This window comes from Parafrankia elaeagni (genome assembly GCF_000374165.1).
GTDB classification, from domain to species: domain Bacteria; phylum Actinomycetota; class Actinomycetes; order Frankiales; family Frankiaceae; genus Parafrankia; species Parafrankia elaeagni.
The window spans coordinates 95,059-109,827 of record NZ_KB893712.1 but is presented as its reverse complement, the minus strand read 5'-3'; the positions used below and the strand labels follow the sequence as shown (position 1 = coordinate 109,827).

The following is a 14,769-nucleotide window of genomic DNA, read 5'->3' as shown; positions in this document are numbered from 1 at the left end:
TGCCCGATGTTTCGCGGATCGGCCCGAGGAGCCCCCATGAGAACAGCCCCCGTTGACAGGAAGCGCCCGGGCCGGCGGTCCGGTCAGTCCGGGCGGTCCGGACGCTGGATCGACGACTGGCACCCGGAAGATCCCGTGTTCTGGGAGAGGACCGGCCGGCGGATCGCCCGCCGCAATCTCGTGCTCTCCGTCCTGGCCGAGCACTTCGGGTTCTCCGTCTGGGTGATGTGGAGCATTCTCGTCATCAAGATGGGTGCGGACGCCGACGGCGGGCCGGGTCCCGCCGGCTTCGCGCTGACCATCGACCAGCAGCTCTGGCTCGTCGCCGTCCCCTCCGGGGTCGGGGCCTTCCTCCGCCTGCCCTACACCTTCGCGGTGCCCGTCTTCGGCGGCCGCAACTGGACGGTCTTCTCCGCGCTGCTGCTGGTCGTGCCCTGTGTGCTGATGATGTGGGCGGTACGCCACCCCGAGCTGTCGTTCGGCGCGCTGCTGGCGGTCGCCGCCGTGGCCGGGGTCGGCGGCGGGAACTTCGCCTCGTCCATGACGAACATCTCCTTCTTCTACCCGGAGAAGGAGAAGGGATGGGCGCTCGGGCTCAACGCGGCCGGCGGCAATCTCGGGGTCGCCGTGATCCAGAAGCTCGGCGCGGTCGTCATCGCCGCCGGGACCGGTACCGCACTGGCCCGGATCGGTCTCATCTACATTCCGCTGGCGGTCGTCGCGGCGGTCGGGGCACTGCTGTTCATGGACAACCTCTCCGAGGCGAAGGCCGATTTCGGCTCGACCGCGTCTGCGGCCAGGCGCGGCCAGACCTGGATCATGTCCTTTCTCTACATCGGCACCTTCGGTTCCTTCATCGGCTATTCGTCGGCGTTTCCCGCGCTGCTGAAGAACCCCGCTCTGTTCGACCGGCCGGACGTCGCGCTGAGCTACGGCTTCCTCGGCGCGCTGGTCGGCTCGGTCGCCCGCCCGCTCGGCGGGAAGCTCGGCGACCGGATCGGCGGCGCGAAGGTGACCGTCGCCGCCTTCGGCGTCATGACGCTGGGCGGTCTCGGCGCGGTCGCCTCGATCGGCCCTCGGGGAGGCATCCTCGACCGGCCCAGTTTCGGGCTCTTCTTCGCCTCGTTCATGCTGCTGTTCCTCGCCAGCGGCATCGGGAACGGGTCGACGTACCGCATGATCCCGGCGATCTTCGCCGCCCGCGGAGCCCGCAACGGCGGGACCCCGGACGCCATGCTCCGGGCCCGCCGGGAGGCTGCCGGTGCCATCGGCATCTGCTCGGCGGTCGGCGCCTTCGGCGGCTTCCTGGTGCCGATCGTGTATGCCGAGTCGAACAGGGCCTACGGGACGATCGCCCCGGCCCTGTGGGTCTACGTCGGCCTGTTCGTCGTGATGGCCGGCGTCACCTGGCTGTGCTACCTGCGCCGCGGCGCCGCCGGCTCCCAGCCCGCCCTGCCCGCCCAGCCGGCCTCGGCACCGGCACCGGCACCGGCACCAGCCTCGACGTCAGCGTCAGCGCAGACACTGGCAACGACCACGAACTGAGCCGCCAGAATCGCATCGGCACCCGCGAGCGGTGGCGCGCGTCCGCGGGCGTCGACGTGACGCACGACCAGGCCGATCTCGACGCGGGCTCACAGCTCGCGATGCCCGTCTCCGTCGTGCAGCAGGACTGGGGCGCCCGGCTCGGCTTCGACGCCGCTGCCCTCTGGCGGGCCTGGGCACCCGACCTCGACCACCGCCTCACCCACGCAGGCCACTTCATGGCGGAGGAGGCGCCCGACGAGATCACCCAGGTGATCCGCGACCTCCTCACCCGATGACACGCGCCAGCAGGGGTTTCCATCTGTGCCCGGCGGTCCCGTCCGGACCAGGACCATCCGCCCACAGGTGGCGGGAGGTAGCTCACTCGGACGGACGTTCGGCCCCCGACATGCTGATGGTCATCCCGATCGAGGAGGACACGATGCCTGCCACCACCGGTACGAAGGCCACCGCCGCCGTCCGCTCACCCCTGGCCGACCTCAACCGCCGCCACCACCCGGGACGCCACAGCGTCGCCACCGACGTCCTACTCACGGCCACCCGGGTCAGCCTTGGCTGGATCTTCCTGTGGGCCTTCCTCGACAATCTGTTCGGCCTGGGCCACGAGACCCCCTCGGCCCAGGCGTGGGTCAACGGCGGCAGCCCCACCGACGGTCTCGGGGGCTGGTGGGAGCGCACGGCTCTCACCCGCGGCCGGCCCTACCTGATCTGAAGTCCTTCGTCTCGCGCGGACACGGACCCGAGGTGATTTCGGAGAGGCGGCGGCAATGCGTGCCGGAGAACTGATGACGCGAAAGCTCAGCATCGTGACCCCCGACGTGCCGGTGAAGGACGTCGCCCGGCTTCTCACCCTGCGGGGAGTCGGCGCCGCGCCGGTGGTTTCCCCGCAGGGCGAGCTGGTCGGCATTGTGACCGAGGCGGACTTCATCGCACTCGAGGCCCGGCCTGACTCGAGGCTGCACGCCCGCCGTGACCGCAGTCCGCGACCGGCCGCACCGGGCACTGTCGGCGAGGTGATGTCGTCGCCGGTCGTCACGGCCGGTGTCGACACCGACATCGCGGACATCGTCGGCATCATGCTGGCCCAGCACATCTCGCGCGTGCCGATCCTGGACGGAACGGGGACGCTGGTCGGCATCATCAGCCGCAGCGATCTGCTCCGGCTGCTCGCCCGCCCGGACAGGGTGGTCGCCGAGGACGTCCGCGGCGCGGTGGAGGCGGCCGGGGTGCGTGGTTCGCCACGGATCGAGGTCCTGCACGGGCGGGTTCGGATCTCGGACGTCGAGACCACGGACGTCGCGTTGCTGCGGCGGCTGGTGTGTGACGTCCCGGGGGTGCTGGGCCTGGAGATCGCCCAACCGGTCGGTGCGGCCGAAGCACGCGGCAGGGAGGAGGACCGGTGAGCGAGCGACGGTGGATCGCGTGGTTCAGGGAGATCGGCACGGGCGACGTCGGCCAGGTCGGGGGCAAGGGCGCGAACCTCGGCGAGCTGACCCGTGCCGGGTTGCCCGTGCCTCCTGGTTTTGTGATCGCGGTGTCCGCGTACCTCGACGTCGTCGACGCGGCCCGGATGCGCTCCGAGATCGCCGCCCGCGCCGCGGGGATCGACCCTGACGACCAGGCGCAGCTCGCGCAGGTCGCCGGGGAGTTACGGGCACGCATCGCGGCGGCGCCCGTCCCGGAACCGCTACGCCGGGCGATCTCGGAGGCGTACCGGGAACTGGGCGGCGGCCCGGTGGCGGTGCGGTCGTCGGCGACGACCGAGGACGCGGCCGGCACCTCCTTCGCGGGCATGAACAGCACGTTCACCAACGTCTGCGGTGAGGCGGAACTCCTGGCGCGCGTTCGCGAGTGCTGGGCCTCGCTGTACGGGCCGCGGGCCGTCGCCTACCGGGCCAGCCGCCGCCTGGTGGCCGAACCGGAAATCGCGGTCGTGATCCAGCGGATGGTCGACGCGGAGCGGTCGGGCGTGATGTTCTCGGCCGACCCGATGACCGGCGACAGGTCCCGCATCGTCATCGAGGCGGCCTTCGGGCTGGGTGAGGTGGTCGTCGGCGGCGAGGTCATCCCGGACACGTACGTCGTGGACAAGAACGGTCTGCAGCTCGTCAATGCTCGGACCGGCGCGCAGAACCACCAGATAGTCCGTGGCGCCGACGGTCATGACCTGGCTGTGGGCATACCGACGCAGGACGTTCGGCGGGTCCTGTCCGCCGACGAGATCCTGGGCCTGGCCAGGCTCGCTCTGCAGGTGGAGGAGCATTTCGGCGGGGCGCAGGACATGGAGTGGGCGATCGAGGGCCGCCACATCCACATCGTGCAGACCCGCCCCGTCACCACCGGCGTGCCCCGGGGGGCGGCAGCCGCGGACGGCCCGGTCGGCGCGTCCGGCGCGTCCGGCGCGTCCGGTCCGGGTGAGCTGTCACGCCCTGGTGCGACGCCCTCCGGCACGGTGCTGCTGACCGGCCGGGGCGGCGCGCCGGGACGGGCCGGCGGAAGAGTCCGCGTCCTCACCTCGCCCGGCGAGGCCGCCGCCTTCATTACCGGAGAGGTCCTGGTCGCGGCGATGACCTCCCCGGACTGGGTGCCCGTGATCCGCCGCGCCGCCGCCGTGGTCACCGACAGCGGCGGAGTCACCTGCCACGCCGCGATCGTCGCTCGCGAGCTCGGTGTCCCCTGCGTCGTCGGGACGCGCACCGCGACGTCCACCCTGCGTACCGGCGACGACATCGTTGTCGACGGGGCCCTGGGAGTGGTCGAGAGCGCAGGCGGCGCAGGCGTGGAGAGAACCGCGAAGACACTGGCGAATCCCCGCAGGACCGTGGTGACGGTCGCCCCGTCGCATGTCGGCCCGAACGGGGCGGCCCCGGGCGTGCTGGCGGTCCCGCCCCAGCCTCCGCTGGCGGGGAGGACCATCGAACCGACCGCCACCAGGCTCTACGTGAACCTCTCCGTCGCCGATCACGCGGAACGGCTCGCGGCTCTGCCCGTCGCGGGGGTGGGCCTGCTGCGCGCGGAGTTCCTGCTCGCCGACGCCCTCGACGGCCTGCACCCCCGCCACCTGCTGGAGCTGGGGCGGCGCGCGGAGTTCGTGGAGCGGATGGCGGCGTCACTCGCGCGGATCACTTGTGCCTTCGCGCCTCGGCCGGTCGTCTACCGCGCCACGGACTTCCGCACCAACGAGTTCCGCGGGCTCACCGGCGGTGAGCGCTACGAGCCGGTCGAGGCCAACCCGATGATCGGCTACCGCGGCTGCTTCCGCTACGTCCATGACCCCGCCGTCTTCGCGGCCGAGCTGGAGGTGCTCGCCGCCGTGCGGGAGCGCACCCCCAACCTGCACCTCATGATCCCGTTCGTGCGCACCGCCTGGGAGCTCGAGGCCTGCCTGAAGGCGGTCGACGCCAGCCCGCTCGGCGAACACCGGGACATGCTCCGCTGGGTGATGGCCGAGGTACCCTCGGCCGCCTACTGGATTCCCGCCTACGCCGGGCTCGGGATCGACGGCGTCTCCATCGGTTCCAACGATCTGACCCAGCTCGTGCTCGGTGTCGACCGTGACTCCGAGACCTGCGCCGAGCTGTTCGACGAGGCAGACCCGGCGGTCCTGGACACCATCGCCCGCATCATCACGGCCTGCCGGGACAACGGCCTCACCTCGTCCCTGTGCGGCCAGGCCCCGTCCACCAGGCCCGACTACATCGAACGGCTCGTCCGGCTCGGCATCACCTCCGTGTCGGTCGACCCGGACGCCGTCGCGGCGGCGGCGTGGTCCATCGCCGGCGCGGAACGCCGTGTCCTGCTGGACGCGGCCCGGGCCGGCGCCCTCCAGGATGCCGGCGGGTGGACGGCGAAGTGACCCCGAGTCGGACGAAGTGGCCCCGATTCGGACGAAGTGGCCCCGGGTCAGAGCGGAGCGGTCCAGCGCAGCCGGGTCCCGCCGGCGGGTGCGGCCTCCGCGGTGAAGGTGCCGCCGAGACCTTCGGCCCGTGCCCGCAGGTTGTCCAGGCCACTGCGGCGTGCGGTCTCACCGAGGCCGACGCCGTCGTCAACGGCCTCGAGGGTGACCGTGTCCCCTTCCACCGCCACCCGGATCTCGACCCGCGTGGCATGGGCGTGCCGGGCGGCGTTGGTCAGGGCTTCCCGGGCCACGGCGAGGAGGTGGTCGGTGAGCTGGTCGTCGACGACGGTGTCGAGGGGGCCGGTCAGGCGCAGGGCGGGGGCGAAACCGAGGGCGGGCCCCACCTCCGCGGCGATCTTCCTGAGGCCGGCGTGCAGGTGGCCGCGCCTGGCGGGCCCCTGCCCGCGCAGCTCGAAGATGGAGCGACGGATGTCCTTGATGGTGGCGTCGATGTCCTCGACGTAGCCGCTGAGCCGCTCGGCGTTCGACGGGTTCTCGTACTGCGCGAGATCCTGCATGCCGAGGGCGACGGCGAACATCCGCTGGATGACATGGTCGTGCAGGTCACGGGCGATGCGGCCGCGGTCGGCGAGGACCCTCAGCCGTTCCTGGTCGGCCTTGGTCCGGGCGAGCTCGAGGGCGACGGCGATGTGGCCGGCGAAGCCGGCGGCCATGTCGAGGTCGCTGTCGGTGAAGGCGCGCGCGCCGCGGTCCCGCCCGACGAGCAGGGCGCCGATGCACTGCTCGGCCCCGGTGACGAGAGGAAGGACGAGAAGCGGCCCGGTGTGCGGCCCGCGCTCGTCCGGGACCGCGTCGAGTTCCGCCTCGTCGACGCGCAGGGCCTGCCGCTCGCCGATCACCCGCCCGGTCAGCGTGTGCTCCAGCGGGATGAGACGACCGACGCGCTCGGCGTCGCCCCCGGCCGGGACGTCAGCCCCGCCGTCGGCGGCGAACGCCGTGAGCGCCACGGCCACCCGGACGTACCCGCCGTGGCCCAGGTCTCCCTCCGGGTCGGCGTGGTCACCCGCGCGCAGCGCGAGAGCGACGAAGGACGCGTCGGCGACGTCCTGAACCCGGCGCGCTGCGGCGGTGAGCGCGTCGTCGGCGCCGGCCATCAGCAACCGGGCGACCTCCGCCGACGCGGTCATCCACAGATGCCGCTGCTGCGACTCGTGGTAGAGCCGCGCGTTCGCGATCGCCACGCCGGCGTTGGCCGCCAGAGCGAGGGCGAGCTCCTCGTCCTCGGCGGTGAAGGGAACGCCGCCGTGCTTGTCGGTCAGATAGAGGTTGCCGAACACCTCCCCCCGCACGATGATCGGCACCCCGAGGAAGGTCGTCATCGGCGGATGACCCGCCGGGAAGCCCTGGGAGCCGGCGGCACCGGCGATGCCGTCGACACGGCGCGGGCGGGGGTCGTCGATGAGCAGGCCCAGCAGACCGTGCCCGGTCGGCAGATGCCCGATCCGCTCGACGGCCGACTCGTCCATGCCGACGTGGACGAACTCCTCCAGCGTGCGGTCGGGCGCGATGACGCCCAGTGCGCCGTAGCGGGCGCCGAGCAGGTCGCAGGCGACCTCGACAACGCGCCGCAGCAGGACGGACAGCCGCAGGTCGGTGGCGACGACCTGGTTGGCCTGGAGCAGCCCGCGCAACCGCCCTTGCGTGGCCAGCACGTCCTGGGCCCGATCGACCAGCTGGCTGAGCAGGTCGTCAAGCTCCAGCCTGGCCACCGCGGGGAACGTCAGCCCGTCTCCCGGCGGCAGTGCCGGCCCGGCGGCCGGGGTGGCCTGCGGGCCGGGCGCATGCGCCTCATCCCACCCGGGTGAGACAGAGGATTTTGATCTTGCGGCCACGCCAGCACGATACGCGAAGGTGACGCTGCCCGGTCCCTTTTCGCGATGGCCCGACGACAGCCGACCGCCCCGCGGCCCCGCCGTCGGGCGGCCTCCGTCCGGGACGTTGCCCTGCCGGCCGCCTGCCGAAAGTCCCTGTCGACAGTCCGGAGTGATGTCGATGCTGGTGATGCGTCCACTCCTGCGGGCCCGAAAGGCAGCAGCCGGTGGGAGTCCAGTGCAGAACGTCGTTCGCGCCGGGGGACGCCACCACGCCGGACGTGATGACCGGCGATGATCACGGAGGTGCCCGGTGACGAACGGCCTCAACGCATCCTGGCGGGTACGCCCCGCGCAGCCGGGTTCGCCGGGCGGCGACTGGATCGACGTCCTGCGGCTCGCGGGGGGACGGCTGGCGATCAGCATGGGCGACGCCGCCGGTCACGACGGCCAGGCGGCGGCGCTCGCTCTGCTGCTGAGCCGCCTGCTGCGAGACCGGCTCCTGCTGGGAACCGCCCCCGGCCGAGCCCTCGCCGGCGCTCTGGCGGAGGTCGCGGCCCTCGGTGACATGGGCGAGATGTACGCCACCGCCTTCGTCGCCGTCGCCGAGGCCGACGGCACGGTGACCTACGCGAACGCCGGCCATCCCGCCCCCGTCGTGCTGGGCGGCCAGCCCGCGGAGACAGGCGGCCCGGCTGCCGTCCGGCTGCTCGGCCCGACAGGGCCGCTGCTGTCCGATCTCTTCGCCGGCACGGCCCTCTGGTCGAACCGGACACTGCGGCTGGGGCCGGGGGAGTCCCTGCTCCTCTACACCGACGGCCTGGCCGAGGCGAGGAACACGGCGGGTTCCGAGTTCGGACTCGAACGACTTGTGACAGCAGGCAGTCACAAGAACACGGAAAAAAGCCGGGCCGGCGTCATCGAGCGCCTCTTCGCCGAGGTCGAGGCCTTTACCCAGCGTGGCGCCGACGACCGTTCCGGCCTGCTGCTCTCGCGCCCCGCTGACAGTGACCGCAGTGACCGAGCACATGGTGGCCTCCGCGCCACCGCGACCATGGCGGGCATGCGGGCCTCCGCCGGTGCGGCGCTGACGAGGTAGTCCGGCGCCGAGTTCGGCTGGTGGCTCGGGCTTTGCCCAGCCGCCGAACCGCGAAAACAGGAGGAACCTGGCATGAAGCAGGAGATCACGTTCAGCGCACCGGTGACAGTGCCGTCGCAGACGCCCATCCGGGAAGCCGCGAAGCTGATGGACCGGGCGGGAGTGGGATCGCTGATCGTCACCGACGCAGAGCGCCCGGCCGGAATCGTGACGGACCGCGACCTGGCCCTGAGGGTCGTCGCCGGCGCCGTCCCGCTCGACGGCCGGATCGACGCTGTCATGACCTGCGGGGTGGTGAGCGTTGCACGGTCGGCGACCTGGGAGGAGGTGGGTGGCGTCTTCGCGGAGCACGCGATCCGCCGCCTGGCCGTGACCGACGGGGACACCGTCGTCGGTGTGGTCAGCCTCGATGATCTGCTGGCGGCCACGACGGATCCGCGGACCGCGGAGCTGGTCGCCGTGGCCGCGGAGGAGATCGGGCACCCCCGTCACGAAGGCGGCCTGCCCCTGCCCCTCAGCGCGCTGCGCCCACAGACCCGCGCCCTCGCCCGCTGGCAGGCCCGCGTCGGAGACGCCATCGTCATCCACACGGGGGTCGGGGCGAGCCCGAAACGCGACGGGGAGATCCTCGAGGTCGCGACGCCCGCCGGCGACCCCCCGTTCCTGGTCCGCTGGTCCGACGGCCGGCGCACCTACATGTATCCGGGCCCGGACGCGTGGATCCACCACTACGACGATCAGGGCAGGTAGACGCCGGTCAACAGCGGCGGAGGACTGCTGCCGGCCCGCGGCCGGCAGACCCCGTCGATCCGTCGTCCAGACCCCGAGACGAAAGGCATCGCAGGACATGAGGCTCCTGGGCGCGAAGCGCCTCCACCAGACGCCACTCCTGGGTCAGCCGACCCCCGACGAGTCGCCCACGGCACCTTCCGACCCGGTGGCCACCCGTCCGCCGATCGATCCTGCCGCCCGGTCGTGCTGCTGCCCGAGCGAGCCGGTGGCGCAGGTCCTTCTCCCGGGCCGGGACGGACGGCCGGCCCAGCAGATCCTTCTCTGCGCCCATCACCTCCGCGCGTCGGCGGACCGGTTGCGCGCCCTGGAGGCGGCGGTCCACGACCAGGCCGGCCTGCCTGTCAGCGCCCCGGCCAAGGTCTTCGCCCTTTCACACTGAGAAGGCAGGTGGGCACGGTACGCTCCCGCCCGGTTCGACGAGGTCGGGTTCGCCGCCCTGGTGGTCTACGTGCCCCCGCTTCATGGTCCACTCGGCACGGCGTCGGTGCCGCCGTCCGATCTCCTGCTCCTCCTGCCGCTGCCCGTCCTGGTCTGGGGCGCCGACGAGCTGTGGCGAGCCTGGCGGCGGGAGTACCTGGCCCCTGCGGCCCGAGGGGCCGGGTCGCCGTGAGAGCGGCCCGGGCCAGCGGGCGTGCCGGCAGAGCCGGTGGGACGCCCGTGGGGACAACCGCATCATTGACGGGGGAAGCGGCCAGCCCCGCTGGACCTTGACGCACCGGACCGCGGTCCTGGCCTCGACGGCGCGCTCGGGGTCGATTCCCGGCAGTTCGGCGCGGACGACATGTGCGCCATCCTCATCCGACTCCCCACCCGGATCACGTCACCGGCGTGTGGGTCCTCGGGCGACCTGTCTCCCGGTCCGCCAGGACTCTCGGTCCCTCCGGCGCGGCGCCACCGGCGGCCCCGCGCACCACGGCGACCGGGCAACCGGCGTGCGCCACGCACTGCGAGCTCGTGGAGCCGAGCACGAGTCCCGCGAAACCACCCCGGCCCCGGGCGCCGAGAACCAGCATCTGCGCCCGGGCGGCCTCACTGATGAGTTCGCGACTCACCCCACCCCGCACCAGCACCGGTTCCGCCTCGACTCCGGCGCCGGCCGGTCCGCGCAGGACGCGCACGGCATCGTCAAGGAGCGCACGGGCGGCGGCGTGGAACATCTCCTCGCCTGCCGCGCCGGCCCCGTCCCCCAGCGGGGGCGGCGGCGTCCAGACATGCACGACCCGTAGCCGGGCGGCCCGCAGCCGTGCCTCCCGAACAGCCCAGGCGAGCGCGATCCGGGAGGAGGCCGAGCCGTCGACACCCACGACGATCGGGCGGTGGCCCTCCCAGCCGGCGCTGCCGCCGTGCACGATGACGACCGGGACAGCCGCGCCGTGCAGGCAGGCGAGGCTGACCGAGCCGGTCAGCATGCGGTCGGCCGGGGTGGCGCCGCGGGCACCCACGACGAGCATCTCGGCGCCGTCGGCCTCGGCCAGCAACATCCGCACGGGAGGCCCGAAGACGGTCCGGGCCACGATCCGGGCGTACGGCTCGTCCGCACGCACCCGGTCCACCGCCTCGTTGAGGATCCACTGGGCCGTCCACCGCGGATGTTCCGGCGACGTCGACGGTGGCGGGCGCGATCCGTCCTGTGTCGGTCCGGCGGACGCCCAGGCCAGCACCGCGCGCACACCGGTCCCGCGGAGCACGGCTTCCCGGACGGCCCAGTGCAGCGCGCGCTCCGAGTCCGCGGAACCGTCGAGCCCGACCACGATGTCCCGGCCGGGCCCGTCCGGCCAGCCGACCTCGTCGTCGTGGACAGTCTCGTCGTCGTCCCGGCCGCGGACAGCCTCGCCGTCGTCACGCGCAGCGTCGGTGCCGCCGGCTGGCGGCTCCTCCTGGTCGTCCGTCGCGTGGCCAGGCCTCGCCGAGGCCCTCCAACGAGGCGATGCCGCCACCATCACTCAGCCTCCCCCGCATCGTCGGCGCGTCACCCGCGCCTCGCCCTGACCGCCGCGGGCGGTGTTGCCACCGCGGGCGGGGCGGGCCTCATGCCGCCAGGTCGATCGCCAGCCGTGGCGGGTTCGACAGTTCGAGCACCCGGAAGCCGACCCGGTCGTCCACGCCCAGGCCGAGGTGGACGTATCCCTCGTAGTCGCCGGTGATCCGGTACTGGACGAGCGAGGGATGGCCACCGCCGGTGGACGGGGTACGCAGCGTCGGTTGTCCGGCCTCGTCGTGGGCCACGGCGGGAAAGAGCACCACCTCCATGAATGCCTGGCCTCGCAGGGCGACCACCGCGCCCTCGCCCGGGGAGCGCACGTCGGGGACGTACCGCACGTCGTAGCCGGGGACCTGGTCCGCGAACTCGATCACCAGCCGGTCGAAGGCGATGCCGACAGCCACGTTGTGCCCGCTGCGCACCCCGACTACCGTCGCCGAGCCGGGCAGGGCGTGGTCCACATGGCGCGGCTCACTCGACCAGACGACCGGCCGCGGCGCGTCCGTCGGGGACGGCGCAGGCGCGGGGCCGGCCGTGGTTCGCGACGGGGCAGGCGACGGTGGGGCAGGCGACGGAGTGGAGGTCCGACCCGCCGAGGGAGCGGGAGAGGCGGTGGCCGCGGAGCCTCCACCGCCCGATCCACGGTTGTCGGAACCGCCGCCGCCGCAGCTCACCAGCCCCAGTAGGACACCGGTGAGGAGTATTCCCACCGTGGCCCGCACCAGACCGCCGCCCGCCGACGTCCAGGCCATGGTCTTCATGACTTCCGCCTCCTCGACCATCCGGTACACCACCGATGTTCCCGTCCGGAGGGGCGGGGAGGAAGGCGAAGGTCGCGGCGGAACCAGGAGGAAGGTCCCGTCGGCGGCCACCGGCGGACGAACCGCCGCCGGGCACGGGCACCGCCTCGCGGCGGAGCGCCCGTGGTGGTTACTCGCCGGCCTGCTTCATCAGGTAGACGGCGGCCTGCGTGCGGCTGGCCAGGCCGAGCTTCTCCAGGATGCTCGACACGTAGTTCTTCACGGTCTTCTCCGAGAGACCCAGCCGGGTACCGATCTGCCGGTTCGTCAGACCGTCCGCGATCAGCTGCAGGATCTCCCGCTCACGCTGGTTCAGCGAGGCCAGCGCGGGATCCTGGTGCGGGCCCTCCCGCAGCCGCTCCAGCACCCGGCGGGTCACCGAGGGCGCCAGCAGCGACTGCCCCGACGCCACCGCCCGGATCGCGCCCACCAGGTCGTTGCCCCGGATCTCCTTCAGCACGTAGCCGGCCGCCCCGGCCATGATCGCCGAGAACAGCGCCTCGTCGTCGTCGTACGACGTCAGGATCAGACACGCCACGTCCGGCAGGGTGGACCGCACCTCACGGCAGACGTCGATGCCGCTGCCGTCCGGCAGCCGCCCGTCCAGCACCGCCACGTCCGGGCGCAGCGCGGGTATGCGCCGCAGCGCCTCCGCGGCCAGCCCGGCCTCTCCGACGAGCTCGATGTCGTCATGCCGGGCGAGCGTCTGACGCAGACCGTTCCGCACGATCTCGTGGTCGTCGAGGACGAACACCCGGATCTTCTCCATAGACCGCGACACTACGACCTTTGGCACTGTCCGGGGAACAGTTCGGTGCGCAGACCAGGGGCGTGCCGGCACGGGCGGCAGACTGGACGTACTGGTCCCGGCGAGACGTACTGGTCCCGGCGGTCTGACGCCCCACCAGACCGTCCCGGGCCGCTCCAGGCCCTGTACCACCACCGACCGGGAGTGACGTGCTCCGTGTACCACCTGCGCCTGCCGCCCCTGCCGCGTTACTCCCGCCGGTGGGTACGAGGGGATGTCGCAAGCGGCCTGACGGTGGCCGCCTACCTGATCCCGCAGGTCATGGCCTACGGCGCACTCGCGGGCGTGGCGCCTGTGGCGGGCCTGTGGGCGATCGCGCCCGCCATCGTCGCCTACGCGGCCCTCGGGTCGTCGCGGCTGCTGTCGGTGGGCCCGGAATCCACCACGGCGCTGATGACGGCGGCCGCTGTCGCCCCGCTGGCGGCGGGTGATCCGAGCCGGCACGCCACTCTGGCCGCCACACTCGCCGTGGGGGTCGGGGTTCTCGCGATCGCCGCCGGGGTCGCCCGGCTCGGCGTCATCGCCCACCTGCTCTCCCGGCCGATCCTCGTCGGGTACCTCGCCGGCGTGGCGGTCATCATGATCGTCGGGCAGATGGAGAAGGTGACCGGCGTCCCGGTCGACAGCGGGAGCCTGTACGGGGAACTCCACTCGTTCGCCGGTTCGCTGAACCACCTGCATCTCGGCACTCTCGCGGTCTCCGCCGCGTCCCTCGCCCTGCTCGTCGCACTCCACCGCTGGACGCCCCGGCTGCCGAGCCCCCTCATCGTGATCATGATCGCGACCTTCGCGGTCTGGGTGTTCGGCCTCGACGGGCACGGCGTCCGCGTCGTGGGTGACCTCGAGGCCGGCCTCCCGCATCCGGTGCTGCCCACGGGCTCCGACCTCGTCGACCTCGCACCGTCCGCGCTCGGCATCCTCTTCGTCGGGTTCGCCGACAACATGCTCACCGCCCGCGCCTTCGGCGGTCGCGACAGCCACCGCATCGATGCCAACCGGGAGCTGTTCGCCCTGGGGGCGGCGAACCTGGGAGCGGGAGCAGGGCAGGGCTTCCCGGTCAGCAGCAGCGGGAGCCGCACCGCGCTCGCGGCGTCCAGCGGCGCGCACACCCAGGTGTACTCCCTGGTCGCCCTGGCCGCCGTCGCCCTGGTCCTCGCCTTCGGGCGCCCCGCGCTGGCGATGTTCCCGAGGGCGACGCTCGGCGCGATCATCATCTTCGCCGCGGTCCGCCTGATCGACGTCGCCGGGTTCCGGCGGCTCGCCTCGTTCCGGCGCAGCGAGCTGGCGCTCGCGCTCACCGCCGCCGGCGGCGTGCTGGTCTTCGACATCCTGTACGGGGTCCTGGTGGCCATCGGTGTCTCGCTGCTGGACCTGCTGGCCCGGGTCGCCCGGCCGCATGACGCGGTGCTCGGGCAGGTCCCCGGCCTGGACGGGATGCACGACGTGGACGACTACCCGAGTGCTCTCACCGTGCCGGGGCTGTTCGCCTACCGGTACGACTCGCCGCTCTTCTTCGCCAACGCCGAGAACTTCCGCCGCCGGGCACTCGCGGCCCTCGACGCGTGCACCGACGACGTCGACTGGTTCGTCCTGAACATGGAGGCCATCGTCGAGGTCGACATCACGGCTCTCGACGCGCTCGAGGAGCTGCGTGCCGAGGTGACCGGCCGGGGCATCACCTTCGGTCTGGCCCACGTCAAACACGACCTGCTCGACGACCTCGCCGCGTACGGGCTGACCGCGAAGGTCCAGCCCGAGATGATCTTTCCCACCATGCGTGCCGCCACCGCGGCCCACCGCCTGCACTCGAAGGAGCGGCATCCCTGAACGCGGCGGTGCCGCGGACCAGGCCCAAGCCCAGGCCCAAGCCCAGCCCCAGGGGGCCCGGGGTGGTCTTCCGCGGCGGTCCTCGCGGGCCTGGGACCCCTTCTTTGGTCCTGCTCGTCCGGGACCTTGGAACCCCGTCCGTGCTACTCAGGAATGCGGTACCCGGAGCGTTTCGGGGGCAGGGTCG

General features: G+C 72.7%; 12 protein-coding genes and 2 pseudogenes. 10 read left to right on the top strand and 4 right to left on the bottom strand.

The window, feature by feature from the left end:
* Positions 1-36: 36 nt before the first annotated feature.
* From B207_RS0108030 to ppsA, 5 genes and pseudogenes are all read left to right on the top strand, one after another.
* Positions 37-1,545 carry an MFS transporter gene (locus B207_RS0108030; protein WP_018636006.1) on the top strand — a complete coding sequence of 503 codons (1,509 nt, stop codon included), beginning with the start codon at positions 37-39 and terminating at the stop codon, positions 1,543-1,545.
* A 32-nt stretch (positions 1,546-1,577) separates the two neighbouring features.
* Positions 1,578-1,823 (top strand): annotated as a pseudogene (locus B207_RS0108025) (alpha/beta hydrolase); the annotation flags it as partial.
* 110 nt (positions 1,824-1,933) lie between these two features.
* Positions 1,934-2,200: pseudogene (locus B207_RS33055) on the top strand (hypothetical protein); the annotation flags it as partial.
* Between the two features lie 130 nt (positions 2,201-2,330).
* Positions 2,331-2,948, top strand: coding sequence for a CBS domain-containing protein (locus tag B207_RS0108015; RefSeq protein ID WP_230204905.1), 618 nt, complete (start codon positions 2,331-2,333; stop codon positions 2,946-2,948).
* The gene (gene ppsA / locus B207_RS0108010) at positions 2,945-5,401 is read left to right on the top strand and encodes a phosphoenolpyruvate synthase (protein ID WP_018636002.1); all 2,457 of its coding nucleotides are present in this window, start codon (positions 2,945-2,947) and stop codon (positions 5,399-5,401) included. Before B207_RS0108015 ends, ppsA begins: the two co-directional genes overlap by 4 nt.
* A gap of 47 nt (positions 5,402-5,448) precedes the next feature.
* Here ppsA and B207_RS0108005 read toward each other — a convergent pair whose 3' ends face one another.
* The gene (locus B207_RS0108005) at positions 5,449-7,206 is read right to left on the bottom strand and encodes a sensor histidine kinase (RefSeq protein WP_154675209.1); all 1,758 of its coding nucleotides are present in this window, start codon (positions 7,204-7,206) and stop codon (positions 5,449-5,451) included.
* 382 nt (positions 7,207-7,588) lie between these two features.
* Here B207_RS0108005 and B207_RS0108000 point away from each other — a divergent pair, with 382 nt between their 5' ends.
* From B207_RS0108000 to B207_RS39575, 4 genes are all read left to right on the top strand, one after another.
* Positions 7,589-8,374 (top strand): PP2C family protein-serine/threonine phosphatase, encoded by a 786-nt coding sequence (locus B207_RS0108000; protein ID WP_018636000.1) that lies wholly within the window; start codon positions 7,589-7,591, stop codon positions 8,372-8,374.
* Positions 8,375-8,446: 72 nt separating this feature from the next.
* A complete protein-coding gene (locus tag B207_RS0107995; protein ID WP_018635999.1) occupies positions 8,447-9,124 on the top strand; it encodes a CBS domain-containing protein in 678 nt (225 codons plus the stop codon).
* 97 nt (positions 9,125-9,221) lie between these two features.
* Positions 9,222-9,545, top strand: a complete 324-nt coding sequence (locus B207_RS0107990) for a hypothetical protein (RefSeq protein ID WP_018635998.1) — start codon at positions 9,222-9,224, stop codon at positions 9,543-9,545.
* Between the two features lie 69 nt (positions 9,546-9,614).
* Positions 9,615-9,776, top strand: a complete 162-nt coding sequence (locus B207_RS39575) for a hypothetical protein (RefSeq protein ID WP_154675206.1) — start codon at positions 9,615-9,617, stop codon at positions 9,774-9,776.
* A gap of 205 nt (positions 9,777-9,981) precedes the next feature.
* On the opposite strand, the gene B207_RS33050 is transcribed toward B207_RS39575, so the two are convergent.
* From B207_RS33050 to B207_RS0107970, 3 genes are all read right to left on the bottom strand, one after another.
* Positions 9,982-11,106 (bottom strand): universal stress protein, encoded by a 1,125-nt coding sequence (locus B207_RS33050; RefSeq protein WP_018635996.1) that lies wholly within the window; start codon positions 11,104-11,106, stop codon positions 9,982-9,984.
* 88 nt (positions 11,107-11,194) lie between these two features.
* A complete protein-coding gene (locus B207_RS0107975) occupies positions 11,195-11,908 on the bottom strand; it encodes an AMIN-like domain-containing (lipo)protein (protein WP_051102464.1) in 714 nt (237 codons plus the stop codon).
* Positions 11,909-12,077: 169 nt separating this feature from the next.
* Positions 12,078-12,716, bottom strand: coding sequence for a response regulator (locus B207_RS0107970; RefSeq protein ID WP_018635994.1), 639 nt, complete (start codon positions 12,714-12,716; stop codon positions 12,078-12,080).
* Between the two features lie 195 nt (positions 12,717-12,911).
* On the opposite strand from B207_RS0107970, the gene B207_RS0107965 reads away from it, so the two are divergent.
* Entirely contained in the window at positions 12,912-14,582 is a 1,671-nt protein-coding gene (locus tag B207_RS0107965; RefSeq protein ID WP_018635993.1) for a sulfate permease, read from the top strand.
* The last annotated feature ends 187 nt before the right edge of the window (positions 14,583-14,769 follow it).